Consider the following 24,131-nt stretch of genomic DNA (forward strand, 5'->3'; position numbering starts at 1 on the left):
GTGTCAGCCGGTTGAGCGCGAATCAGCCCTTTCGGAGGACGAGCTCCGTGTTGCGGTCGCCCGGGGTGCCGGAGAGCGTGGCGCGGGAGCCGGGGGCGTTGAAGGACAGCTCGCGGTAGAGGGCGGCGAGTCCGGTCTGGGTGAGGTCGGCGAAGTCGGTGCGGTGCGGGGCGGCGGACTCGATGAGCGTGGTGAACAGGGAGACCGTGCCGTCGTGGTTGTCGGTGACCTCGATGATGCGGGCCAGCTGCGGGAAGTCGACGTGGGAGGCGGTCGAGATCTCCCAGAACGTGCGGCCTTCGGGGCTCGTGTGCGGGGTGATGTCGTTCTTGTGGCTGTGGCCGTTGATCCAGGCCAGGACGTTCCGGTGGCGGCCGAGCAGCGCGACGACCTCGTCCCCGCCATGCCGGGTCTCGCCCGACCGGTGCGGGTCCTTGTTCAGATTGCGCATGGTCTTGCTGGTGTGGTGGCTGAAGACCAGGACGTACGCGTCCTGGTGGAGCTTGAGGGTCCGCTCCAGCCAGTCGAGCTGGGCCGCGCCCAGGGAGCCCTCGTAGTGGCCGCCGGGGTCGGTGGTGTCGAGGCTGATGCCGATGACGTCGTCCGAGACGCGGAAGGAGTAGTACTGGGTGCCCGCGTCGACGTTGGCCTGGGTGTAGCCGTGGCCATGGGGGCCGGGTCCGGTGTGGGCGGGGTCGAGGTGGGCCTTGAGGTACTCGGCCGGGGTGAAGGGGGCGCGGCGCTCGTCGGGGGTGACCGAACGCATGTGGCGGACCTGGGACTTGAGAAGCTCCTCGAAGGCCTTGCCCCGGGGGTCGCCGCCCTTCTTCACGTTGCCCCAGATCGCCTTGGCCTCGGCAGCCGGCAGCTCCATGAGCTTCTTGCCGCCCACGGCGAACTCGGCGAAGAAGGAGTCGCCCGGCGCGTAGCAGCCGCCGGACAGGGCGTCGTGGTTGCCGACGGTGGAGTACCAGGGCACGTTCAGGCCGGGGCTGCGCAGCTCGCCGATCGCGGCGTCGAGGAAGCCGGGGACGCGGGGGAAGCCGAGCTGCTTGTCGGCGTCGCGCAGGGCGGCGTCCGGCTGCCAGTACAGCGTGAGGCCGCTGTCCTGCACGCCCTCGTAGCGGCGCGGGTCGCCGGTGTTCGGGGTGATGCGGCCGCCGCTCATCGCCTTGAGGAACCAGTCGAGTTCCGCCCGCGAGTTGTTGTCCGTGTTGTCGCCCGTGGTCATCACGAAGTGCAGGGGCGACGCGGTGACCGGCGCGCCGCGCAGCGAGTTGACCCGCTCCACGAGCGACACGGCACCCGCGACCGACAGCGCCTCCTGCGGCCGCCACGCACTCGCCGTCTGCGCCCGCAGGTACTCGTAACGCAGGGGGTGCTGTACGTCGACCAGGTGCAGGTCGGTGAACTGGACGAAGGCGGCGAGCGCGGTACGGCGGTTCTCGCGCCCGGACTTGGCGGGGGCGAGGTCGGAGCGGACGACGCGCTGCCAGGCGGGGCCGTCGCCGAGGCGGCGGTAGCCCGTGCCGTCCGGGGCGGCGGCGACGGAGGCGAGGGTGGTGCCGCGTGTGTAGGGGGCGAGCGGGGCGGCGGGCGCCCGGCGCGAGACGGGGACCGGGGCGGGGCCCGCGGCGGCGGTGCCCGTGCCGGGGCCGAGTGCGTAGCCGATCCCGGCCGTCAGCGAGACGGCTCCGGACGCGGCGAGGAACGTGCGGCGGTCGAGCGCCGAGACGACGGCGGTGGCCTTGGCGGCGGTTGCTGAAGCAGCGGTGTCGGCGACAGAGCGTAGGCGCGGCATGGCGCGGCCTCCCCGAGTGCGAACGCGTCGGCAGTGGTCGCGGGGCGTCCGCCGTGGCAGAACTCCCCGCTCGTACCGGATCGTTGGCATCGGGAATGACCTGCGCGTTAACGAGGCCGCAACAGGCGGCGCCGATCGCGCCACGTGGATCACCGGCCCTCCGCACGGTCACGCACGCCTCGCGCACCGGAGGGGAGCCGGTCACTCCCCGTTCACCTTTCGGGGAAGAACGCGGGCCCGTCTTTCATGCCAGGACGCGCCCCGCCGGTGGCCGCTCGCGCCACATCTGGAGGCCGACGTCGACGAGTTCGACGCGGGACAGACGGCGCACGTCGTCGAGGGGGTGCCAGGCGGCGAGGTCGGTGGAGCCGTTCTCCTCGGGGCGCAGGGTGCCGCCGGTGACGCGGCCCTCGTAGACGAGGCGCACGCCGTGGAAGTCGGCGAGGCCGCCGTTCTCGCGCGGGTAGCGCCGCTGGACGGAGTGCACACCGAGCAGGGCGACCGGCTCGACCGCGTAGCCTGTCTCCTCGTCGAGTTCGCGGATCACGGTGTCATACGGGTCCTCGCCGTGGTCCATGCCGCCTCCCGGCAGCGTCCAGCGCCTGCTGCCGTCGCCGGCCACCCAGCGGGCGAGCAGCACCTGACCGTCCCGTACGCAGACGGCGTACGCCGCCACCCTCAGCTCTTTGTGCACAGGCAGACGCTAGAACCAATGGCTGTGCCGCGCACGGAGTCCGGCGGCTTCCCTGGATCATCCGGCTATCCACCGGCTTGTCCGCGATGACGTATGGCGGATGTCCGCCATGGCCTGTTCACGCCACGGGCAACTCTCCCCAAACAGTGGTCACTTACGTAAAGCTGACCGGTCATCCGGCACCGAATTTTCCGGATCCTTTCCGATCCTTTTACGTACAGGGATGCTGATGACCAACGATCCCCAGCGCGCGCCGATATCCGGAGCGAGACGGGCGGCACGGCTCGCGGCCGCCGCCGGCCTCGTCGCAGCGCTCACCGCAGCCGGGCCGATACCCATGGCCTTCTCCGCGGACACGGACACCACTCCGTCCGCCGACGCGCCGGTCAAGTCCGGTGGCGACAAGCTCGGTTCGGCCGACGCCCAGCTCCTGAGCGAGGCGCAGGCGACGCACGAGAAGAACGTGACCATGATGGTCGCGACCGCCCCCGGCGAGACCGCGCAGGTCGCCCGCCAGCTCGGCGCCGTCAAGGGCGGCTCCGTCGGCCGGACCTACGACAAGCTCGGCTACGTCCGCGCCACCGTGCCGACCGCACGGGCGGAGGCGGCGATCAAGGCCGCCGAGAAGCTCTCCTCCGTGCACGGCATCGACCTGCGCCACGAGATCGAACTGGACGACCCGACCCCGGCCGGTGACACCGCCAAGGGCGCCAAGGAGGCGGCCCCGGGCACGTACGCCGCCCCCGGCAAGGACACCCCGGCGAAGAACCCGTACAACCCGTCCTTCGAGACGGGCGCCGTCGACTTCGTGAAGGACAACCCGAAGGCCGACGGCCGCGGCGTCACGATCGGCATCCTCGACTCCGGTGTGGACCTCGGCCACCCGGCGCTCCAGAAGACCACCACCGGCGAGCGCAAGATCGTCGACTGGGTCACCGCGACCGACCCGATCGTCGACGGCGACGCCACCTGGCGCGCGATGGTCACCCCGGTGGCCGGCCCGACGTTCACGTACGGCGGGCGCACCTTCAAGGCCCCCGAGGGCTCGTACGAGGTCGCGACGTTCCGCGAGTCCGCCAGCATCGGCGGCGACGCCAACGGCGACCTGAACCGCGACGGCGACACGACCGACTCCTGGGCCGTCCTCTACGACGCGAAGGCCGGCACGGTCACCGTCGACCTGAACAACAACGCGGACTTCACCGACGACACCCCGATGAAGCCGTACAAGGACGGCTACCAGGTCGGGTACTTCGGGACGGACAACCCGGCGACCGACGTCGTCGAGCGCGTCCCGTTCGTCGTGGAGGTCCGCAAGGACGTCCCGATGGACCCGTACGGCGGCGACTGGGTCGGCAAGAAGGCCGACTTCGTCAACATCGGCGTCATCGAGTCCGAGCACGGCACGCACGTCGCGGGCATCACCGCCGCGAACAGCCTGTTCGGCGGCAAGATGAACGGTGCCGCGCCCGGCGCGAAGCTCGTCTCGTCGCGTGCCTGCACGTGGAGCGGCGGCTGCACCAACATCGCGCTCACCGAAGGCATGATCGACCTCGTCGCCAACCGCGGCGTCGACATCGTCAACATGTCGATCGGCGGTCTGCCCGCCCTGAACGACGGCAACAACGCGCGCGCCGAGCTCTACAAGCGCCTCATCGACACCTACGGCGTCCAGCTCGTGATCTCCGCGGGCAACTCCGGCCCCGGCGCCAACACGATCGGCGACCCCGGCCTCGCGGACAAGGTCATCTCCGTCGGCGCCGCGATCTCCAAGGAGACGTGGGCGTCCAACTACGGCTCCGGCGTCGAGAAGCCGTACGCGATGATGCCGTTCTCGTCGCGCGGCCCGCGTGAGGACGGCGGCTTCACGCCGACGATCAGCGCGCCCGGCGCCGCGATCAACTCCACGCAGACCTGGCTGCCGGGCTCCCCGGTCGCCGAGTCGGGCTACTCGCTGCCGGCCGGCTACTCGATGCTCCAGGGCACCTCGATGGCGTCCCCGCAGGCCACGGGCGCCTCCGCCCTGCTGCTGTCGGCCGCCAAGCAGAAGCACATCGACCTCACCCCGGCGAAGCTGCGCACCGCGCTCACCTCGACGGCCAAGCACATCCCGGGTGAGCAGGCGTACGCCGAGGGCTCCGGCCTCATCGACATCGTCGACGCGTGGAAGTCGATCAAGGACGGCGCGAGCGCCCACACGTACACGGTGAAGGCCCCGGTCGACACCGCGATCGACTTCGCGCTCAAGGACCCGGGCTTCGGCACCGGCATCTACGACCGCGAGGGCGGCCTCAAGGCCGGCCAGACCAAGAACTACGACGTCACCGTCACCCGTACGTCGGGCCCGGCCGGCGCCGTCCGTCACGAGCTGTCCCTCAAGAACAACTCGGGCGACACGTTCCGCATCCTCGGCAGCACCTCGGTGAACCTGCCGCTGAACAAGCCGGTCACCGTCAAGGTGCAGGCGAAGCCGGCGTCGGCCGGCCTGCGCAGCGCGATCCTGCAGGTGGACGACCCGAGCACCGAGGGCGTCGACCAGCAGATCATGGCGACCGTCGTCGTGGCCCCGCCGCTGGCGAAGCCGTCGTACACCTTCTCGGACTCCGGATCCGTGCAGCGCAACAGCACGAAGTCGTACTTCGTGACGGTCCCGGCGGGCGCCAAGTCGCTCGAGGTCAAGATGAGCGGCCTGAAGGACCAGAGCCAGACCCGCTTCATCTCGATCCACCCGTACGGCGTCCCGGTCGACGACACGGGCACGCCGAGCTGCTACCCGCACTACAACCCGGCCAACACCTGCCGCCCCGACCTCCGGTCGTACGCGGACCCGCAGGCCGGCGTGTGGGAGATCGAGGTCGAGTCCCGCCGTACGTCGCCCGACCTGGACAACCCGTACAAGCTGGACGTCGCCGTGCTCGGCGCCGCCTTCGACCCGGCCGTGCAGACGGTCGCCGAGGCGAAGGTCGGCACCCCGGCCGCCGTCTCCTGGAAGGTGAACAACGCGTTCGCCGCGCTCGACGGCAAGCTCCAGGGCGGTCCGCTCGGCTCGTCGAAGACCACGCGCCCGGCCATCAAGCAGGGCGAGAAGCAGACCACCACGGTCGAGGTCCCGGCCGGTGCCGACCGTCTGGACGTCGCCATCGGCAACGTCTCCGACACGGCCTCCGACCTGGACCTCGCGGTCTACGACGCGTCCGGCAAGAAGGTCGCGCAGTCGGCCGACGGCGACTCCGAGGAAGCGGTCAGCATCAAGAACCCGGCCGCCGGTACCTACACGGTCGTGGTCGACGGTTACTCGGTCCCGTCCGGTTCGACGGACTACGACTACCGCGACGTGTACTTCTCCTCCGCGCTCGGCCAGGTCAAGGTCGACGAGGCGCAGGCCGTGCAGCTCGCCAGCGGTGCGTCCACGCAGGTCACGGCCGAGGTCGTCGCCGCGGCGCCGGCTCCGGAGGGCCGCGAGTTCTTCGGCGAGGTGCGGCTCCTGAACGGGAACGGCACGGTCGCCGGACTCGGCAGCGTGAAGATCGACAAGGTCACGCCGTAGCGGTTACGGAGTGAGTGACGAGTGGGGCGGGCGTCCGATGGGGCGCCCGCCCTTCGCCGTCGGCGGGGCTTGGTCATGGGTGGGCCTGCGCCGTCGGCGGGCCTTGGTCATGCGTGGGCTCGCGTCATGCGCCGGCCCGCGTCGTGCGTGGGCCTTCGTCATGGGCGGGCCTTCGCCGTCGGCGGGCCTTCGCCATGCGTGGGCCCGCGTCATGCGTCGGCTTTCGCCAGGGGCGGCCCGGTTTCACACGCCCGGGCCCTCGCCCTGCCCGCACTTCAGGCCACGTGAGCCCGGCAGCGCCTTGACGATCAGGTCGCGCAGGGGTCTGACGTCCTTGCCGGTGGCCCAGTTGTCCGGGTGGTCGCCGCCCAGGGGGACGGTGATCAGCGCGTGGTCGCCCGGCTTCAGGCGGGGGTCGGCGTCGCGGTCCATGGTGAACGTGGTCTTCCCCGGTCCGGAGCCCGGTTTGTAGTAGTGGCTCACGGTCAGCGTGACGCGGTCGCCGTCGCCGCCGGGCTCGGGCACGACCCGGTCGACGGTGCCCTCCACTACGAGCCGGGAGCACGCCACGAGCCCTTCCGGGCCGAGATCCGCGCCCTTGCTCTTGGCGTCACCGCGGCTCTCGCTCACGGACTTGTCGGCCGCGCCGGACGCCCCGTACCCCCCGGGCTGGGCGACGAGCCACGTCATGACGCCCGCGACGCCGAACGCACCGGCGGCGGCGAGCGAGCCGAGGGCCAGGCGCAGCCGCTTACGGGGCCGCCGCACACGCACGACCGGCGCCGGAGCCTCCCGGGCCGCCAGCGCGTCCCCGATCCCCCGCAGCTGCTCGCGGAGGAGGGCGACATCCGCGTACGCGGCCGCCGCCTCCGGGTCGTCCCGGTCCCCGGGCGGGAGCGGCTCCCCGGTGAGCGCCAGCATCAGCAGGCGATCCTCACGCTCCTCCATGTCACACCACCTCCCCTTCGCGCAGCCGTGCCCGCAGTGCGCGTACCGCCGTGTGCAGCCTGCTCTTGACCGTGCCCTCCGGAATGCCCAGCTCGGCCGCTATCGCCCGGACCGGCAGATCCGCGTAGAAGCGCAGGACGACGACCTGGCGCTGCTGGTCCGGGAGTTCGTCCAGGCCCTGGGCCACCGCGAGGGACAGGACGCGGGACTCGGCGGCGTCCTGCACGCGGTGCTCCTGGCGCAGCGCGGCCAGGCGCTCGCCGAGGCGTTCCTGGCGGCTGCGGGCCCGGTGCCAGTCCATGGCCAGGTTCGAGGCGACGACGGCGGCCCACGCGGACACGTCGCGCGGCGCCTCGTCACCGCGCGCGGCCCGCTCCAGGAGCCGCAGCCGCACCTGCTGGACGCCGTCCTGCAGCTCGCCGTGCGGCACCCCGCCCAGCGAGAGCACGGCCCGCACCCGGTCCTCCTGCACGGAGTCCAGCGGATCCGCCGCCTCCGCCCGCCGCGTTCTTCTGCGCAGCAATGCCCCTCCCCTCCCCGCGTCCCTCCTACGACGCGCGGACCGGCGAAAACGTTCACACCGTGAGACGGAGAATGTGGCGTCCCGCACCTCGGACAATCGATTGGACAAGGCGGGCCTGGACAGACGCATCATGGAACACACCCCCGCTGTTGTGAACGTACGGAGGAAATCCCTGTGAAGGTCGGAATCGTCGGAGCCACCGGTCAGGTCGGCACGGTCATGCGCAAGATCCTGGTCGAGCGGAACTTCCCGGTCGACGAGCTGCGCCTGTTCGCCTCGGCCCGTTCGGCCGGGTCGGTCGTCGACGGTGTGACGGTGGAGGACGCCTCGACGGCCGACTACACGGGCCTCGACATCGTGCTGTTCTCCGCGGGCGGCGCCACCTCCAAGGCGCTGGCCGAGAAGGTCGCGTCGCAGGGCGCGGTCGTGATCGACAACTCGTCCGCGTGGCGCAAGGACCCCGAGGTCCCCCTCGTGGTCTCCGAGGTGAACCCGCACGCGATCGCGGACCGCCCCAAGGGCATCATCGCCAACCCGAACTGCACGACGATGGCCGCGATGCCGGTCCTGCGTCCGCTGCACGACGAGGCCGGCCTCGAAGCCCTCGTGGTCGCCACCTACCAGGCGGTCTCCGGTTCGGGTCTCGCGGGCGTCGCCGAGCTGCACGGCCAGGCGCAGAAGGTCGTGTCGGAGGCGGACAAGCTGACGCACGACGGCGAGGCCGTCGAGTTCCCCGAGCCGCAGGTCTACAAGCGCCCCATCGCGTTCAACGTGGTGCCGCTGGCCGGCGCCATCGTCGAGGACGGTCTGAACGAGACGGACGAGGAGCAGAAGCTCCGTAACGAGTCCCGCAAGATCCTGGAGATCCCGGCCCTCAAGGTCTCCGGCACCTGCGTGCGCGTCCCGGTCTTCTCGGGTCACTCGCTGCAGATCAACGCCCGCTTCGCCCGCCCGCTGTCCGTCGAGCGCGCGACCGAGCTGCTGACCGGCGCCCCCGGCGTCGAGCTGTCCGAGATCCCGACGCCGCTCCAGGCCGCGGGCAAGGACGCGTCGTTCGTGGGCCGTATCCGCGGTGACGAGACGGTCGAGCACGGCCTGTCGCTGTTCGTCTCGAACGACAACCTCCGCAAGGGCGCCGCGCTGAACGCGGTGCAGATCGCGGAGCTCGTCGCGAAGGAGCTCAAGGGCTGACGCCCACCCGTTCCTACCGCGGCCTGCGCACCTCGAACTGGAAGCAGCCGTACTCCAGGGCCCGCACGTGGACGAGTGCCACGTGCGGGTCGTCGAACGCCTCGGTGAACGCGGCGTCGAACCCGGCCGTGGCGTCCTCCGGGATCTCCAGGAGGCGCCCGCCGACGATGTGCCCCCTGGCGTCGTAGCGGCGCACCGTGCGCAGGGCGCCGGCCCGGTCGAAGGGGTAGCCGGCGGTGTCCGGGTCCGGTCCCGCGCACGCGTCGGCGTGGATGAAGACCGGGCCCTGCTCGTCGTACGCGCCCGGGTGGGCTCCCGTGGCCTCGCTCCAGCGCCGCAGGGGCGCGTACGAGACAAGGGCGATGCGCTCGCCGCGCTCGACCGGGCGCAGGCAGCAGCGCAGCGGTGAGCCGACGGCGGCGGCGTCCGTCGCGGTGTACGCGACGCAGGGGCGCCCCGCGTCGTCGGTGTCCCTCAGTTCCTTGAGCGTGTCCGGTCCGATGGGCTGTGCGGTGTACGTCGTCATGTGTTCAAGGCTCGCCCCGCGCGCGCGGGTTCACCGGCGGAAAACGGACATCGCGCTCTCCGCTTCCCACGTGGAAGGATGACCGGAAACGTCACAAACGTAGACCGGACCTAGGAGATGACCGCGTGCCTGGCACCAATCTGACCCGTGAAGAGGCGCAGCAGCGGGCGAGCCTGCTCAGTGTCGAGTCGTACGAGATCGATCTCGACCTCTCCGGCGCGCAGGAGGGGGGCACCTACCGGTCCGTGACCAGCGTGCGGTTCGAGAGCGCTCAGGCGGGCGCCGAGTCGTTCATCGACCTGGTCGCGCCGGCGGTCCACGAGGTCGTCCTGAACGGGAAGTCCCTGGACGTGGCGGCCGTGTTCCGCGACTCGCGGATCGCGCTCCCCGAGCTGGCGGCCGGGGCGAACGAGCTGAAGGTCGTCGCCGACTGCGCGTACACGAACACCGGTGAGGGACTGCACCGCTTCGTCGACCCGGTCGACCAACAGGCCTATCTGTACACGCAGTTCGAGGTGCCGGACGCGCGCCGCGTGTTCGCGAACTTCGAGCAGCCGGACCTCAAGGCAACGTTCCAGTTCACCGTGAAGGCCCCGGCCGGCTGGACCGTCATCTCCAACTCGCCGACGCCGGAGCCCAAGGACGACCTCTGGGTCTTCGAGCCGACGCCGCGCATCTCCACGTACATCACGGCCCTGATCGTCGGCCCGTACCACGCGGTGCACTCCACGTACGAGGGTCCGGGCGGGCAGAGCGTGCCGCTGGGGATCTACTGCCGTCCGTCGCTCGCCGAGTTCCTGGACTCGGACGCGATCTTCGAGGTCACGCGGCAGGGCTTCGACTGGTTCCAGGAGAAGTTCGACTACGCGTACCCGTTCGCCAAGTACGACCAGCTGTTCGTGCCGGAGTTCAACGCGGGCGCGATGGAGAACGCGGGCGCGGTGACCATCCGCGACCAGTACGTGTTCCGTTCGAAGGTGACGGACGCCGCGTACGAGGTGCGCGCCGAGACGATCCTCCACGAGCTGGCGCACATGTGGTTCGGCGACCTCGTGACGATGGAGTGGTGGAACGACCTGTGGCTGAACGAGTCGTTCGCCACGTACACGTCGATCGCCTGCCAGGCGTACGCGCCGGAGAGCCGCTGGCCGCACTCGTGGACGACGTTCGCGAACTCCATGAAGACATGGGCGTACCGGCAGGACCAGCTCCCGTCGACGCACCCGATCATGGCCGAGATCCGCGACCTCGACGACGTCCTCGTCAACTTCGACGGCATCACGTACGCGAAGGGCGCGAGCGTCCTCAAGCAGCTCGTCGCGTACGTCGGCATGGACGAGTTCTTCCAGGGCGTGCAGGCGTACTTCAAGCGCCACGCGTTCGGGAACACGCGCCTCTCCGACCTGCTCGGCGCCCTTGAGGAGACGAGCGGGCGCGACCTGACGGCGTGGGCGAAGGCCTGGCTCCAGACGGCCGGCATCAACGTCCTGCGCCCGGAGATCGAGACGGACGCACACGGCGTCATCACGTCGTTCGCCATCCGCCAGGAGGCCCCCGCGCTCCCCGCCGGTGCCAAGGGCGAGCCGACACTCCGTCCGCACCGCATCGCGATCGGCCTGTACGACCTCGACGACGAGAGCGGCAAGCTGGTGCGCGCCGACCGCATCGAGCTGGACGTCGCCGCGGCCGAGCTGACGCAGGTCGGCCGGCTCGTCGGCAGGCACCGTCCCGCCGTGATCCTCCTCAACGACGACGACCTCTCCTACGCGAAGGTCCGCCTCGACGAGAAGTCCCTCGCGTTCGTCACCGAGCACCTGGGCGACTTCGAGTCGTCCCTGCCGCGCGCCCTGTGCTGGGCGTCGGCGTGGGACATGACGCGCGACGCCGAACTGCCCACCAGCGCCTACCTGGAGCTGGTCCTGTCGGGCATCGGCAAGGAGACGGACATCGGCGTCGTGCAGTCCCTGCACCGCCAGGTGAAGCTGGCGATCGACCTGTACGCGGCCCCGGCCGGCCGGGACGCGGCGCTGACCCGCTGGACCGAGGCGACGCTCGCGCACCTGCGTGCGGCGGAGCCGGGCAGCGACCACCAGCTCGCGTGGGCCCGCGCGTTCGCGGCGACGGCCCGCACGCCGGAGCAGCTCGACCTGCTGGAAGCGCTCCTTGAGGGCACGCAGACGGTCGAGGGCCTGGCCGTCGACACGGAGCTGCGCTGGGCGCTCGTGGAGCGGCTCGCGGCGGTCGGCCGGTTCGACGAGGCGGAGATCGCCGCCGAGTACGAGCGGGACAGGACGGCGGCGGGCGAGCGGCACGCGGCGACGGCCCGCGCGGCGCGCCCGACGGACGAGGCGAAGGCGGAGGCCTGGGCGTCCGTCGTCGAGTCCGACAAGCTCCCGAACGCGATCCAGGAAGCGGTCATCGGCGGCTTCGTCCAGACCGACCAGCGCGAGCTGCTCGCCCCGTACACGGAGAAGTTCTTCGCGGCGGTCAAGGACGTGTGGGAGTCCCGCTCGCACGAGATGGCGCAGCAGGTCGCCGTCGGCCTGTACCCGGCGATCCAGGTGTCCCAGGAGACCCTGGACGCGACGGACGCGTGGTTGTCGTCGGCCGAGCCGAACGCGGCCCTGCGCCGACTGGTCTCGGAGTCCCGGTCGGGCATCGAGCGGGCGCTGCGGGCGCAGGGGGCGGACGCGTAATCACGCCCTGCGCGGATACGTGAAGGCGCCCGGCACCGGATCTCTCCGGTGCCGGGCGCCTTTGCTGTGCGAAGCGTCAGCCGGTCAGACTCGGTGTACCGAGGCCGGCCGTACCGCGTGTCAGCCGTTCAGCTCGGTGAACTTGCGGCCCAGCTCCGCACGGCCCGTTTCCGTCAGCCCCCCGAACAGACGCATACGGGCGACGCCCCCGTCAGGGAACGTGTCCAGGCGGACGTGCGTGGCGACAGCCTCCGAGGGGAGCTTGAAGCGGTGCACGGTGTCGGGCTGCAGGCGGGTGCGGGGGATGATCTCGAACCACTCGCCGGTCTCGCCGTCACGGCCGCTCAGCGCGATCCAGCCGGCCGAGTTGCCCTTCAGGTACGCCGTGTCGATCTCGACGGCGCGGATCGCGCCCTGCGCCGCGAGGCGGAAGCGGACCCAGTCGTTGGTGCCACGGACACGGCGGCGGCGGTTCTCCCAGCCGTCGTCCATCTTCTGCGAGGTGCCCGGCAGGATGATCTGCGTCGGCGACGAGTAGAACTTGTCGGACGCGTCCTCGTAGGCGCCGCCGTTGAGCACGGCGATGAGGTCGAACGTGCCGAGCAGGTCCAGCCACTCCGGGTCCGGGACGACCTCGCCGTGCACGCGCAGGCGGGCGATGCCGCCGTCGGGGTGCTGGCAGACGCGGATGTGGGTCCAGCGGCGCTCGGAGGTGATCGTGAAGGCGTTCGCCGCGTGGCCCTTGACCTGGCTCTTCGGGACGATCTCCTCCCACTTCACGTCGTCGGCGAGAAGCTCGTCCGGGCCGGGCGAGCCGGCTACGGAGGTCGCCTGGATGCTGACCTTCTGCGGGTAGTTGCCGCGGAAGTGGGCGGTGTCGACGATGATGCCGCGGATGATGCCGGGCGCGCCGAGCCGCACGATCGCCCAGTCGTGGTCCTCGGGAGCGGGGAAGGGCTCCTCGGTGGTGCCGCGGCGACGGCGGGTCTCCCAGCCGTCCATGATCTTGCCCTTGTGCCCGAAGTGCTCCGGGTCGAAGACGGCGCGCTCGCGGATCAGGAGGTTCTCGCGCATGGCGAAGAACTCGTCGTTGGCGGCGATGACGCCCGCGCCGAGCCGGCGGTCGGCCAGGTCCACGAGGTCGGTGAACGCGGCGGCGTCACCGAAGGTGCGGTAGTCGGCGTACGGGTCGCCGCCACCGTAGGGGTTGGCGTCGTTGGCGTGCGGGTCTTCGAGCGGAGCATCGGCTGTCGTCATATTTCCACTGTGGGGCCGAAGAGCACTTAGGTCCAGCGAAACTTTTCGACCAACACGTTCAGAAAAACTGAACGGTCGCGCCCGATCTGTCACGGTGAGCGGTCATCGCAGGTGGCCCACGCCGCCAGGTGCACCGTCATCGCAGGTGGCCCACGCCGCTTGGTGTACCGGTTCACCCACCGCCGGCCGCACCCTCACCGCTCCCCCGCCGCCTCCCGCAGCGCGTCAAGCACCCGGGACACCGCCGGCGCCTCCTCCGCGCCCCTGCGGACGGCCGCGACCACATGCCGGACAGGCCGGTCGTCCCCCAGCTCACGCATCACGACGCCCTCCCGGCTCGCCGCCGCCATGCGCGGGACGAGGGCGACGCCCATCCCGGCCTCGACCATCGCGAGGATCGCGGTCCAGCCCGCCGCACTGTGCGCCTGCTCCGGGAAGAACCCGGCGGCCTCGCACGCCGCCACAGTGATCTCCGACCAGGGCCCGGAACCGCCGAAGATCCACTGCTCCCCGGCCAGCTCGGCGAGGCGCGGGCGCGCCCGTCCCGCCAGCGGATGCCCTTCCGGCAGGGCCACGTCGAGCGGGTCGGCCATCAGCGGGACGCGAGTGAACTTGGGGTCGCGCGCGGTGGGCGCGTGCGCGGCGAGCGACAGGGCCAGGTCCACGTCACCGGCCGAGAGCAGTTCGTACGCCTCGGCGGCCTCCGCCTCGAAGACGCGGACGGTGATCCCGGGGTGGGCGGTGCGCAGGGCGCGTACGGCGGGGACGACGAGGGCGGGGACGGCGGTGGAGAAGGCGCCGACCCGGACCTGACCGGACTCGCCCTGGAGGTACGCGGCCAACTCGGCGTCGGCGCGCTCCAGTTGGGCGAACACCGCTTCGGCGTGGTGCAGGACGAGGTGGGCGGCGTCGGTGAGGCGGACGCGGCGGCCGTGCGCCTCCAGGAGCGGCACGCCGAGCTGCTTGGACAGGTTGGTCAGCTGCTGGGACACGGCCGACGGGGTCATGAGCAGGGCCTGCGCGGTGGCCGTGACGGTCCCCCGGTCCCGCAGGGCCCGCAGGATGGCGAGCTTCTTGATGTCCCAGTCGGCGGTGCGCATGGGGTCAACGTATCCGGGCGGGGCTCCGGGCAGCGGATCCGAGGGCTACCCCGGCCAGGATCAGCGCCATGCACAGGAGCTGGGTCCAGCCCATGGCCTCGCCGAGGAGCGCGTACGAGAGCAGGGCCACGCAGACCGGCTGGAGGTAGTAGACGAGGCCGGCGCGGGCGGCGCCGACGCGTTCGATGGCCTTGTTCCAGGCGAAGAACGCGACGGCGGAGGACACCACGCCGACGTACAGGAGCGGTGCGACGGTCGCCGTCGTCGGCTCGAAGCCGCCCTGGACGGCCAGGCTCACGGCGAACACGGGGAACAGCATCAGCGCCCCGAGCACGAAGGTCGCGAGCAGGAACGCGGGCCCGGCGATCTCGGCCGGGCGGCGCCTGAGCAGCGCGCTGTACGAGCCGAAGGAGACCGCCCCCGCGACCACCCACAGGTCACCGGCCGTGAAGTCGGGCGTCAGGGACCCCTTGCTGACCAGGAGCAGGACGCCGGCGCAGGCGATGACGGTGCCGGTCACGCGGCGGGCGCCGAGCCGTGCGCCGCCGAGGCGTTCGTAGAGCGCCATCAGGACCGGTGACGCGGCCATGATCATGCCCATGTTCCCGGCGGTCGTGGTCATGGCGGCCTGGTTGACGAGGGTGTTGTAGACGGTGACGCCGAGGAGGGCGGCGAGCAGCAGGTAGCGGAGGTGGGCGCGGAGCAGTGCCCGCTGCCGCCAGGCCGTCCGGGCCGCGAAGGGCGTCACGGCCGCGATCGCGATGATCCAGCGCCAGAACGCGTGCTGGACCGGCGGCACGCTGTCGTGCAGGGCGCGTGAGGTGACGAAGCTGCCGGACCAGACGACGGTGGCGAGTGCGGCGAGCGCGAGCCCGGCGCCGAGGCCGTTCCCGGTGCCGTTCCCGGTGCCGTTTCCGGTGCCGTTCCCTGCGCGTACGGATGTCCGGTCGTCCAGGGCCACCATCGGGTCCGTCCTCCTGAGCTGCGGCGTCTCGCTCTCAGGCCCACCGTCCCAGCCCCGCACCCGTCAGGTCCATCGAAACTTTCCGCTGACTCTGTTCACGCGAGCTGAAAGGTCACGCGAACTGAACGGTGGAACGCCTGAGGGCGCCCCCGGTGCGCGGTGCACGCGGGGACGCCCTCAGGGAAAGACGTACGGAAGGGTGGGTGCGGTCGTCAGCCCTGCTTCTGCTGCTTGTGGGACTTGTCGAGGACCATCACGAGGCCCGCGATGACCAGGAACAGCACGATCGGCAGCGCCACATAGAGGCCGAGCGTCTGGATGACACTGAGGCCCGGACCGGGGTCGTCGCCGTCGTCGCGCGTCAGCGCGAGCGCGGGAGACGACATGAGCAGCATCATCAGCGTCGTACCGGCAGCCAGGGCGCCGGCGCGCAGGGCGTTCTTGTTGTCCACGGTGCAAACGTAGCGAACCCCTGAACGGCCCGCGCGCCCGGGGGTGCCGTACGGGGAAGTCAGGAGCGCAGGACGTCGATGAGCGCGCGGGCCCGGGGCGAGGCCGTGAGCTCCTCGAAGGTGACCGGACGACCGGTGGGATCGGCGATCGGGAGCCGCCAGTTCGGGTACTGGTCCCAGGTCCCCGGCAGGTTCTGCGGGCGCCGGTCGCCCACCGCGTCGGGCAGCCAGACGCCGATCATCCGGGCCGGGGTGCGCAGCAGGAAGCGGTGGACGGCGCGGATCTCCTCCTCCTCGCACAGGCCCTCTCCCCCGCCGCCGGGCAGCAGTCCGAGGCGGGCGAACAGGGCGGTCCACTCGGCGACTTCGGCGGCAGCCTCGGCCTCCTCCTGGCCGAGGGGCCGCCCGAGCAGGCCGAGCCGGTCCCGCAGCCGCACATGGTCGCCGGTGAGCCGGGCAGCGGTGGACGGCAGGTCGTGGGTGGTGGCGGTCGCGACACAGTCCGTACGCCACTGCTCGGGCGGCACCGGGAGGCCCGTGCCGTCCCAGTCACGCTCGAACCAGAGAACGGACGTACCGAGCACGCCGCGCTCGCCGAGCCTCTCGCGGACGCCGGGCTCGACCGTGCCGAGGTCCTCGCCGATCACCAGGGCGTCGGCGCGGTGGGCCTCCAGGGCGAGGACGGCGAGCATGGCCTCGGCGTCGTAACGCACGTACGTCCCCTCGGTCGGGGGCTGTCCTGCCGGGACCCACCAGAGCCGGAACAGGCCCATGACGTGGTCGATGCGCACCGCGCCCGCGTGCGCGAACAGGCCGCGCAGGAGCGCCCGGTACGGGGCGTAGCCGGTCTGGGCGAGCCGGTCTGGGCGCCACGGGGGCAGGCCCCAGTCCTGGCCGCGCGCGTTGAAGGCGTCGGGGGGCGCGCCCACCGACATGCCCTCGGCGACGATGTCGCGCTGGGCCCACGCGTCGGCGCCCGCCGGGTGCACGCCGACGGCCAGGTCGTGGACGAGTCCGACGGACATGCCCGCGTCGCGAGCGGCGCGCTGGGCGGCGGCGAGCTGGGCGTCGGTGAGCCAGGCGAGGTGGCTGTGGTGGTCGACGCGGTCCATCGCCTCGGTGCGGGCGCGGGCGGTTTCGGGCGAGTCGGGGTCGCGCAGGGGCTCGGGCCAGGTGTGCCAGTCGGGGCCGTGCTTCTCCGCGAGGGCGCACCACGTGGTGTGCCGCTCCAGGTCGGCGCCCTGTTCGGCGAGGAAGTCCCAGTAGGCGGCGCGGCGGCCGGGGCTGAGCGGGACGCGCAGGACGAGGTCGAGGGCGCGCCGCTTGAGGTCCCACACGGCGTCACGGTCGATGAGCGCACCGTCGTGCAGGACGCCGTCACGCAGCCGGGCGGCCTCGGCGAGCAGTGCGCCGACGCGCTCCCGGTCGGCGTCGGGCAAGTACGCGTACTCCGGGATGTCCTCGACGCGCAGGTGCACCGGGTCCGGGAAACGGCGCGAGGACGGGCGGTACGGGGAGGGGTCGGTGGGTGCGTCACCGCCGGGTACGGCCGCGTGCAGCGGGTTGACCTGGATGAATCCGGCGCCTGCGGTGCGGCCCGCCCAGGCGGCGAGGTCGGCCAGGTCACCGAGGTCGCCCATGCCCCAGGACCGCGCGGACAGCAGGGAGTAGAGCTGGACGAGCAGTCCGTAACTGCGCTCACCCGGGGTGCGTACGCGGGGCGGGGCGACGATCAGGTGGGCGTCGGCCGTCAGGCCCTCAGGAGTGGTGGCGCTCAGCCGGTGCACGCCGACGGGCACGGTGCCCGGTGGCTGCCAGGCGTCGATCCGCTCGCCCTGCTCGGTGACCAGCCGGAGGGTCACCCCTTCGGGCAGCTCGCGCGCCCAGGCCGGGGCCGGCTCACTCGTCCACAGGACGACGGTCAGCGGCAGCAGCCGCTCCTTGTCCGCCGTCTCGCGCGCGGCCAGCGCCTCCCGTACGGACTCGGGCGTGCGCGCGTCGACGCCCAGAGCGGCGAGGACGGCGACGAGCGCGGCGTCCGGGGCCACGGCCGTGCGGCCGGGCGACGGGGAGTAGGACGGGGCGACCCCGTGCAGCTCGGCGAGCCGGGCAAGCGTCACTCAGACCCCCGAGGGGCCCAGGCCCGAGGCCATGCCGGTGGCGAAGGGTTCGCTCGTGAGGGGTGCGGTGTCGACGAGGGCGGGCTCGCTGGTCAGCGGCTCGGCGTCGGCGAGGGGCGGCTCGCTGGTGAGCGGAAGTTCGGCGCCGAACGCGAACTCGTCAGGGAGCGGAAGCGCGGGGGCGGGCAGGAAGACGTCCGCCTGTTTGGACAGGGCCGAGAGCAGAAGGTGCGCTGATGCGGCCATGATGGCCTCCCTTTTCGCGGTTCTTCGCGGGTCTTGTCGTGGATCTTTTCGTGGGCGACGGTCTCGGCAGCCCTACCCAGCGAGCACGAAGGCAGACCTGTACGGCCGGACAACGTGGCACTGGTCACATTCGGTTCGCCAGTCGGACGTACTCCGATCGGGGGACGGAAGCCCCTTCTCACAGCATTCCGTGCCGCACCCCATCGGGCAATTGCGGCACAACGGCCACCGCCGTTGACACTCCGGCCCGGTCAGTGGTGGGCTCGGCTGACACTCTGTGACACCTGCGACCTGACCAGTCCCGCCACGGTGTCCCGACCTACGACCCAGATCGACGAGGAGTGAGCCGTGCAGTTCCTGCGCCGCAGGAAGAGTGCGGCGGCGATCGCTGTCGCCGTCATCGCCAGTGCGCTCGGGGGAGCCTCCACAGCCGTGGCGGCCCCGCCCGGCCACCCCGTCACCGCGGGTGACCGTGACACCGAGGCGCCCGTCCCGCCGGTGTGGCCCCGGCCGCAGTCCGTACGGGCCGCGGCACCCTCCGTAGCCGTGACCGACGAGGTCGTCCTGGTCGCGGGACCCGGCGCCGACCGGTACGCGATCGACGCCCTGCGCACGGTGCTGCGCGAGGCGGGGGCACGGAAGATCACCGAGGCGACGGACGCCGTGCCCTCCGGTCCCGCGCTCGTGGTGCGAGCCGGCTCCGTCACCGCCGGGAAGACGCCCGGCCGAGACCTCGACGCCACGCTCCGCACCCTCGGCGCCTCCGCCCGCGAGGACCTCCCCTCCGGCGGGTACCGGCTCGCCGTCGGGCAGGCCGCCGGACGGGACACCGTCGCCATGGAGGGCGTCGGCGGCGACGGCCTGTTCCACGCCGTCCAGACGCTCCGGCAGCTCGTGCGCGCACAGCGGATCGTCGGGGTCGTCGTACGGGACTGGCCGGGGACGGCCGTGCGCGGCATGACGGAGGGGTTCTACGGGACTCCGTGGACCCGTGAACAGCGGCTCGCCCAGCTCGACTTCATGGGGCGCACCAAGCAGAACCGCTATCTGTACGCGCCGGGCGACGACCCGTTCCGGCAGGCGCGGTGGCGTGAGCCGTATCCGGCCGACCGGCGCGCGGACTTCCGGGCGCTCGCGGAGCGGGCCCGCGCCAATCACGTGACGCTGTCCTGGGCCGTGGCGCCGGGGCAGGCGATGTGCCTGTCGTCGGACGACGACGTCAAGGCCCTGAACCGCAAGGTCGACGCCATGTGGGCGCTCGGCGTGCGGGCGTTCCAGCTCCAGTTCCAGGACGTGTCGTACAGCGAGTGGCACTGCGACGCGGACGCGCGGACGTTCGGCTCGGGTCCCGAGGCGGCGGCGCGGGCGCAGGCGCGCGTGGCGAACGCGGTGGCGCGGCACCTCGCCGACCGCCACCCGGACGCGGGGCCGCTGTCCCTGATGCCGACCGAGTTCTACCAGGACGGGTCGACGGATTACCGGGGGGCGCTCGCGAGCCGGCTCGACGAACGGGTCGAGGTGGCGTGGACGGGCGTCGGCGTGGTCCCGCGCACCATCACCGGGCATGAACTCGCGGACACCCGGGCCGCGTTCGGGTCCGCGCACTCCATCGTCACGATGGACAACTATCCGGTCAACGACTACGCGCAGAGCCGTATCTTCCTCGGGCCCTACACGGGCCGCGAACCGGCGGTGGCGACGGGCTCGGCGGCGCTGCTCGCCAACGCGATGGAGCAGCCCGCGGCCTCCCGCATCCCGCTGTTCACGACGGCGGACTACGCGTGGAACCCGCGCGACTACCGCCCGCAGGAGTCCTGGAAGGCCGCGATCGACGACCTGGCGGGCGGCGACAAGGACATCCGGGAGGCACTGGGCGCCCTCGCGGGCAACGACGCGTCGTCGGTGCTCGGCGGCGACGAGTCCGCGTACCTGCGGCCGGTCATGTCCCGCTTCTGGGACTCGCGTACGACGCTGGTCACCGACCGCGCGCGGTTCGCGGCGGCGGCGAAGCAGCTGCGGGGCGAGTTCACAGTGATGCGGCGGACGCCGGAGCGGCTCCGTTCCACTCCCCTGGCTACTGAAGTCCGGCCCTGGAGCGACCAGTTGGCGCGGTACGGGGCGGCCGGAGAAGCGGCCGTCGACATGCTGGACGCGCAGGCCCGCGGTGACGGCGCGGCGGCGTGGCGGGCGGCCCGGCTGCTCGAGGAGCGGCGGGCGGAGCTGAAGGAACACCGGGTCGCGGTCGGCAAGGGCGTCCTCGACCCGTTCCTGGACCAGGCGCAGCAGGCGTACGAGAAGTGGTCGGGGACGCGGCGCGCGGGTGCGGCGGGTGGCGCGGACGCGCGGTGGGAACGGGCCCGGAAGCTCGACTCGGTGACCGTCCTGGCCGAGCCCGGCACCGGCGGCACCGTGCAGGCCCATGTGCCGGGCGCGGGCTGGAAGTCCGTCGGGGCGCTCTCGGACAGCGGGTTCACCGAGCACCGGGCGAAGGACGTGCGCGCGGACGCGATCCGTGTGACCGGCGCCCCGAAGGGCTCGGTCAGCCATGTCGTGCCCTGGTACGCGGACTCGCCCGAGGCGTCGTTCGAGCTGGCCCACGCGGAGCTGGACGCGGAGATCGGCGGCGGCACCCAGCGGGTGGGCGCGCGTCTGGCGTCGCAGCGGCCGGGGGACGTGGCGGGGCGGCTCAGCGCCAAGGGCCCGCGCGGCATCTCGGTGCGGGTGCCGGCGCAGGCGACGCTCCCGCGCGGCACGGAGGTGACCGCACCGGTGGAGATCACGGTCCCTGAGGGCACCCCGGCGGGCACGTACGACGTCCCGGTCAGCTTCGACGGGACGAAGCGCACGGTGGAGGTGCGGGCGTATCCGCGGACGGCGGGCCCGGATCTGGTGCGCACGGGCAAGGCCTCGTCGTCGGCCGACGAGACAGCGGACTTCCCGGCGTCGGCCGCGGCCGACGGTGATCCGCAGACGCGTTGGTCGTCCCCGGCCGAGGACGGCGCGTGGTGGCAGACCGAACTGGCGAAGCCGGTCCGGCTCGGCCAGGTCGTCCTGCACTGGCAGGACGCCTACGCGAAGCGCTACCGGATCCAGACGTCGGCCGACGGCAGGTCGTGGCGCACGGCGGCGACGGTGAAGGACGGGCGCGGGGGCCGCGAGTCGGTCCGCATGGACGCCCACGACGTGCGCTTCGTCCGCGTCCAGGGCGACAAGAGGGCCACGCGGTTCGGGTACTCGCTGTGGTCGGTGGAGGCGTACGCGGTCGCGGAGTGACGCGATAACTGCCATGACGTAAGCGGAAGTTCGGCTCTCACTTCACTGCCTGCCGGACTTCCCGCCCAGCCACTATGTACTCAGTACATACACCGAGTGCATACTGACGCCCATGAGCACCCGTCACGTCCTTCTCGGGCTGCTGGCTGGGGGTCCGAGTCATGGCTACGACCTCAAGCGGCGCTACGACGAACGCTTCCCGCAGGCCCGGCCGCTGGCCTACGGGCAGGTGTACACGACCCTGCAACGCCTGGTGCGCGACGGCCTCGCCGAGGTCGAGGGCACCGATTCCGACGGCGGCCCCGAGCGCACGCTGTACCGGTCCACCGAGGACGGCGGCCGTGAACTCACCCGCTGGGCCGGGGAGATCACCCCGCCCGCGCCCTTCGTGAGCAACGAGATCTTCGCCAAGGTCGTCGTGTCGATCCTGGCCGCCGGCGACGCCGTGGACCCCGCCGCCCTGCTGCGCGAGCAGCGCGCCGCCCACATGGCACGGATGCGTGAGCTGACCGCCCTCAAGACCGACCCCGGCGCCGACCTCACCACCGTTCTCTCCGCCGACTACGCCCTCGCCCATCTCGACGCCGACCTGCGCTGGATGAACACCACCGCGGACCGGCTCGCCACCCTGACCGCGGAGGTCACCGCAGCATGAGCACGCAAGCACGTGAAGTCCCGGCCGGGGCACCCCTGTTGGCCGCCCGGGACCTGCGCAAGTCGTACGGCAGGACCGAGGCGCTGCGCGGCGCCGGGCTCGAGCTGCACGCGGGCGAGATCCTCGCCGTCTCAGGTGCCAGTGGCAGCGGGAAGTCGACGCTCCTGCACTGTCTGTCCGGCATCGTGCGGCCCGACGCGGGGTCGGTGTCGTACGGGGACGAGCGGCTCGACCAGCTCTCCGAGGAGCGGCTGAGCGAGCTGCGGCGCACGGAGTTCGGCGTGGTCTTCCAGTTCGGGCAGCTCATCCCTGAGCTGCCGGTGCTCGACAACGTGGCGCTGCCGCTGCTGCTCGCGGGGGTCGCGCGCGGCGAGGCCCATGCGCGGGCCGACGCCTGGCTGGAGCGGTTCGGGGTGCGCGGGCAGCGGGCGATGCGGCCCGGCGAGCTGAGCGGCGGACAGGTCCAACGGGCCGCGCTGGCCCGCGCGTTGGTGACCGGCCCGCGCGTCGTCTTCGCCGACGAGCCGACGGGGGCGCTCGACTCTCTCGGCGGCGAACAGGTGATGACGGCCCTTGCCCACGCGGCCCGCGAGACCGACACGGCGGTCGTTCTGATCACGCACGACGCCCAGGTCGCGGCGTACGCGGACCGCGAGGTGCGGTTGCAGGACGGGGCGGTTCAAGGGCAGGGCGTGGTGTCGGGGACGGTGAGCCGTGAGGTCTGAGACGACGCGCCCCTCCGTACATACCGACGCCCGGCTCGCGTGGGCCCTGGCCGCCGGTTCCGACCGGCGCGAGCGGTGGCGGCTCGCGCTGACCGCGTTCGGCGCCGCGCTCGCCACGGGGTTCTGCCTCGGGGCCGTCGCCCTCGCCGCCCTCGCCGACCGGCAGGTCTCCGTCCCGTACGGGAACGGGCTGCTCGACCAGCCGGGCACGCGGCAGGGCGTGGTCGTCGCGCTGCTGCTGCTCCTCGTGCCGGTGGCCGGGCTGCTCGGGCAGGCCGCCCGTATCGGCGCGGTGCACCGTGACCGCAGGCTCGCGACGCTGCGGCTCACCGGTGCCGGGCCGCGTCAGGTGCGGCGGATCGCGGCGCTGGAGTCGGGGCTCGCGTGCCTCGTCGGCTCGGTGCTCGCGCTGATCGGGTTCGGGGCGATGCTCGCGACGACCGGGTATCCCGTGCCGCTCGCGTGGGCCGGTTTCGTGGCCGTGGCCCTCGCGGTGCCGGCCGCGGGCGCCGGGGTGAGCGTGTTCGCGCTGCGCCGCGTCGTGGCGTCGCCGCTCGGTCACGTACGCCGGGTCACGGCCGACCACGGGCCCGGAGTCCTCGTCGGCCTGGTCGTGCCCGTGGTGCTCGTCGTCATCGGCTCGGCGCTGCTCGTGCTGCGCGGTCCCGCAGGCGGCGCGACGGCACCTCTGCTGGTGTGCGCGGTGGTCGTCGTGACGGGGGCCGGGGCGGTGTGGGTGGCCGGGACCTCGGCCCGGCTGACGGGCACACGTCTCGCGGAAAGCTCGGCGCGGCCCGCCGTGCTCATCGCCGCGCACCGGCTCCGCCAGGACGCGTGGGCCGCCTCCCGTACTCACGCGGCCCTGCTCCTCGTCACCGTCGTGGGCGTCGCGTTCGTCGGGGTCCGGGAGGTCCTGCTCGACGGCCTGCACCGTCAGCAGCGCGAGGGCCGGCTGGGCATGGACATCGGCTACTACACGTTCGGCATCGGCCTCGCGGGCGCGGCCGTCCTCGTGGCCCTCGCGATCAGTCTGGTCAGCCTGGCCGTGGGCACCGCCGAGTCGGTGGCGACCCGCCGCCGCACCCTCGCCGCCCAGACCGCGTCCGGGGTCCCGCACCGGGTCCTCGCCCGCACCCTGCTCCTGGAGACCGCGCTGCCGCTGGCACCGGCGCTCGTCCTCGCGACGCTCGGCGGCACCGCCGTCCACGCCGCGTACGCGACCCTCTTCGGCGTGAGCGTGCCGGTGGTCATGCCGCTCCTGGTCGCGCCCGCGGTCTACGTCGCCTGCCTCGCCGCCACCGCGACCTCGCTCCCCCTTCTCCGCCGCTCGATCGCCCCGTCGGAGCTGCGCGTCGCCTGACGGGCGGCCAGGCATGGGAAAGGGGCCCGGAACGTGTGTTCCGGGCCCCTTTC

General features: G+C 72.4%; 18 protein-coding genes. 7 read left to right on the forward strand and 11 right to left on the reverse strand.

Going from position 1 to position 24,131, the window contains the following annotated elements; genetic code table 11:
• Nucleotides 1-22: 22 nt before the first annotated feature.
• Nucleotides 23-1,801, reverse strand: a complete 1,779-nt coding sequence (locus ABZ893_RS17145; protein WP_361403649.1) for a TIGR03767 family metallophosphoesterase — start codon at nt 1,799-1,801, stop codon at nt 23-25.
• Between the two features lie 244 nt (nt 1,802-2,045).
• Nucleotides 2,046-2,495 carry an NUDIX hydrolase gene (locus ABZ893_RS17150; RefSeq protein WP_361403652.1) on the reverse strand — a complete coding sequence of 150 codons (450 nt, stop codon included), beginning with the start codon at nt 2,493-2,495 and terminating at the stop codon, nt 2,046-2,048.
• 229 nt (nt 2,496-2,724) lie between these two features.
• Between ABZ893_RS17150 and ABZ893_RS17155 the strand changes: the two genes are divergently transcribed.
• Complete coding sequence (locus tag ABZ893_RS17155) at nt 2,725-6,042, forward strand: S8 family serine peptidase (RefSeq protein WP_361403654.1); 3,318 nt, start codon at nt 2,725-2,727, stop codon at nt 6,040-6,042.
• Nucleotides 6,043-6,285: 243 nt separating this feature from the next.
• Here ABZ893_RS17155 and ABZ893_RS17160 read toward each other — a convergent pair whose 3' ends face one another.
• A complete protein-coding gene (locus ABZ893_RS17160; RefSeq protein WP_361403657.1) occupies nt 6,286-6,990 on the reverse strand; it encodes a hypothetical protein in 705 nt (234 codons plus the stop codon).
• Nucleotide 6,991: 1 nt separating this feature from the next.
• A complete protein-coding gene (locus ABZ893_RS17165; RefSeq protein WP_361403660.1) occupies nt 6,992-7,513 on the reverse strand; it encodes a sigma-70 family RNA polymerase sigma factor in 522 nt (173 codons plus the stop codon).
• 174 nt (nt 7,514-7,687) lie between these two features.
• Between ABZ893_RS17165 and ABZ893_RS17170 the strand changes: the two genes are divergently transcribed.
• Nucleotides 7,688-8,704, forward strand: a complete 1,017-nt coding sequence (locus tag ABZ893_RS17170) for an aspartate-semialdehyde dehydrogenase (RefSeq protein ID WP_361403663.1) — start codon at nt 7,688-7,690, stop codon at nt 8,702-8,704.
• Between the two features lie 13 nt (nt 8,705-8,717).
• Here the strand turns inward: ABZ893_RS17170 and ABZ893_RS17175 are convergent, their stop codons facing one another.
• Nucleotides 8,718-9,230 (reverse strand): DUF1203 domain-containing protein, encoded by a 513-nt coding sequence (locus tag ABZ893_RS17175; protein ID WP_361403666.1) that lies wholly within the window; start codon nt 9,228-9,230, stop codon nt 8,718-8,720.
• A 125-nt stretch (nt 9,231-9,355) separates the two neighbouring features.
• Here ABZ893_RS17175 and pepN point away from each other — a divergent pair, with 125 nt between their 5' ends.
• The gene (pepN, locus tag ABZ893_RS17180) at nt 9,356-11,926 is read left to right on the forward strand and encodes an aminopeptidase N (protein ID WP_361403669.1); all 2,571 of its coding nucleotides are present in this window, start codon (nt 9,356-9,358) and stop codon (nt 11,924-11,926) included.
• Nucleotides 11,927-12,046: 120 nt separating this feature from the next.
• Here pepN and alc read toward each other — a convergent pair whose 3' ends face one another.
• The 6 genes from alc to ABZ893_RS17210 all read right to left on the reverse strand — a co-directional run bounded on the left by alc (nt 12,047) and on the right by ABZ893_RS17210 (nt 18,065).
• Nucleotides 12,047-13,183, reverse strand: coding sequence for an allantoicase (gene alc / locus ABZ893_RS17185; protein WP_361403672.1), 1,137 nt, complete (start codon nt 13,181-13,183; stop codon nt 12,047-12,049).
• 194 nt (nt 13,184-13,377) lie between these two features.
• Nucleotides 13,378-14,283 (reverse strand): LysR substrate-binding domain-containing protein, encoded by a 906-nt coding sequence (locus ABZ893_RS17190; RefSeq protein WP_361403675.1) that lies wholly within the window; start codon nt 14,281-14,283, stop codon nt 13,378-13,380.
• Between the two features lie 4 nt (nt 14,284-14,287).
• Complete coding sequence (locus ABZ893_RS17195; protein ID WP_361403678.1) at nt 14,288-15,247, reverse strand: DMT family transporter; 960 nt, start codon at nt 15,245-15,247, stop codon at nt 14,288-14,290.
• Between the two features lie 212 nt (nt 15,248-15,459).
• Nucleotides 15,460-15,699, reverse strand: a complete 240-nt coding sequence (locus tag ABZ893_RS17200) for a hypothetical protein (protein WP_361403681.1) — start codon at nt 15,697-15,699, stop codon at nt 15,460-15,462.
• 59 nt (nt 15,700-15,758) lie between these two features.
• Nucleotides 15,759-17,819, reverse strand: coding sequence for a 4-alpha-glucanotransferase (gene malQ / locus ABZ893_RS17205; RefSeq protein WP_361403684.1), 2,061 nt, complete (start codon nt 17,817-17,819; stop codon nt 15,759-15,761).
• Nucleotides 17,820-18,065, reverse strand: a complete 246-nt coding sequence (locus ABZ893_RS17210; protein ID WP_361403687.1) for a hypothetical protein — start codon at nt 18,063-18,065, stop codon at nt 17,820-17,822.
• Between the two features lie 348 nt (nt 18,066-18,413).
• On the opposite strand from ABZ893_RS17210, the gene ABZ893_RS17215 reads away from it, so the two are divergent.
• The 4 genes from ABZ893_RS17215 (at nt 18,414) to ABZ893_RS17230 (ending at nt 24,078) form a co-directional block, all read left to right on the forward strand.
• Nucleotides 18,414-21,338 carry a beta-N-acetylglucosaminidase domain-containing protein gene (locus tag ABZ893_RS17215; protein ID WP_361403690.1) on the forward strand — a complete coding sequence of 975 codons (2,925 nt, stop codon included), beginning with the start codon at nt 18,414-18,416 and terminating at the stop codon, nt 21,336-21,338.
• 112 nt (nt 21,339-21,450) lie between these two features.
• Nucleotides 21,451-21,993 (forward strand): PadR family transcriptional regulator, encoded by a 543-nt coding sequence (locus ABZ893_RS17220; RefSeq protein WP_361403693.1) that lies wholly within the window; start codon nt 21,451-21,453, stop codon nt 21,991-21,993.
• Nucleotides 21,990-22,718: an ABC transporter ATP-binding protein gene (locus tag ABZ893_RS17225; protein WP_361403696.1), complete on the forward strand. Its 729-nt coding sequence runs from the start codon at nt 21,990-21,992 to the stop codon at nt 22,716-22,718. Before ABZ893_RS17220 ends, ABZ893_RS17225 begins: the two co-directional genes overlap by 4 nt.
• Nucleotides 22,708-24,078 carry an FtsX-like permease family protein gene (locus tag ABZ893_RS17230; RefSeq protein ID WP_361403699.1) on the forward strand — a complete coding sequence of 457 codons (1,371 nt, stop codon included), beginning with the start codon at nt 22,708-22,710 and terminating at the stop codon, nt 24,076-24,078. The genes ABZ893_RS17225 and ABZ893_RS17230 overlap by 11 nt, the downstream gene beginning before the upstream one ends.
• Nucleotides 24,079-24,131 lie beyond the last annotated feature (53 nt).

The sequence above is a fragment of the Streptomyces sp. NPDC046821 genome (genome assembly GCF_040645335.1).
Lineage (GTDB): Bacteria > Actinomycetota > Actinomycetes > Streptomycetales > Streptomycetaceae > Streptomyces.

Excerpts from the sequence above, each read along its gene's own strand:
- ABZ893_RS17145 (WP_361403649.1), bottom strand. The coding sequence starts at position 1,801 with ATGCCGCGCCTACGCTCTGTCGCCGACACCGCTGCTTCAGCAACCGCC.
- ABZ893_RS17155 (WP_361403654.1), top strand. The coding sequence starts at position 2,725 with ATGACCAACGATCCCCAGCGCGCGCCGATATCCGGAGCGAGACGGGCG.
- ABZ893_RS17160 (WP_361403657.1), bottom strand. The coding sequence starts at position 6,990 with ATGGAGGAGCGTGAGGATCGCCTGCTGATGCTGGCGCTCACCGGGGAG.
- ABZ893_RS17175 (WP_361403666.1), bottom strand. The coding sequence starts at position 9,230 with ATGACGACGTACACCGCACAGCCCATCGGACCGGACACGCTCAAGGAA.
- alc (WP_361403672.1), bottom strand. The coding sequence starts at position 13,183 with ATGACGACAGCCGATGCTCCGCTCGAAGACCCGCACGCCAACGACGCC.
- ABZ893_RS17190 (WP_361403675.1), bottom strand. The coding sequence starts at position 14,283 with ATGCGCACCGCCGACTGGGACATCAAGAAGCTCGCCATCCTGCGGGCC.
- ABZ893_RS17195 (WP_361403678.1), bottom strand. The coding sequence starts at position 15,247 with ATGGTGGCCCTGGACGACCGGACATCCGTACGCGCAGGGAACGGCACC.
- ABZ893_RS17210 (WP_361403687.1), bottom strand. The coding sequence starts at position 18,065 with ATGGCCGCATCAGCGCACCTTCTGCTCTCGGCCCTGTCCAAACAGGCG.
- ABZ893_RS17220 (WP_361403693.1), top strand. The coding sequence starts at position 21,451 with ATGAGCACCCGTCACGTCCTTCTCGGGCTGCTGGCTGGGGGTCCGAGT.
- ABZ893_RS17225 (WP_361403696.1), top strand. The coding sequence starts at position 21,990 with ATGAGCACGCAAGCACGTGAAGTCCCGGCCGGGGCACCCCTGTTGGCC.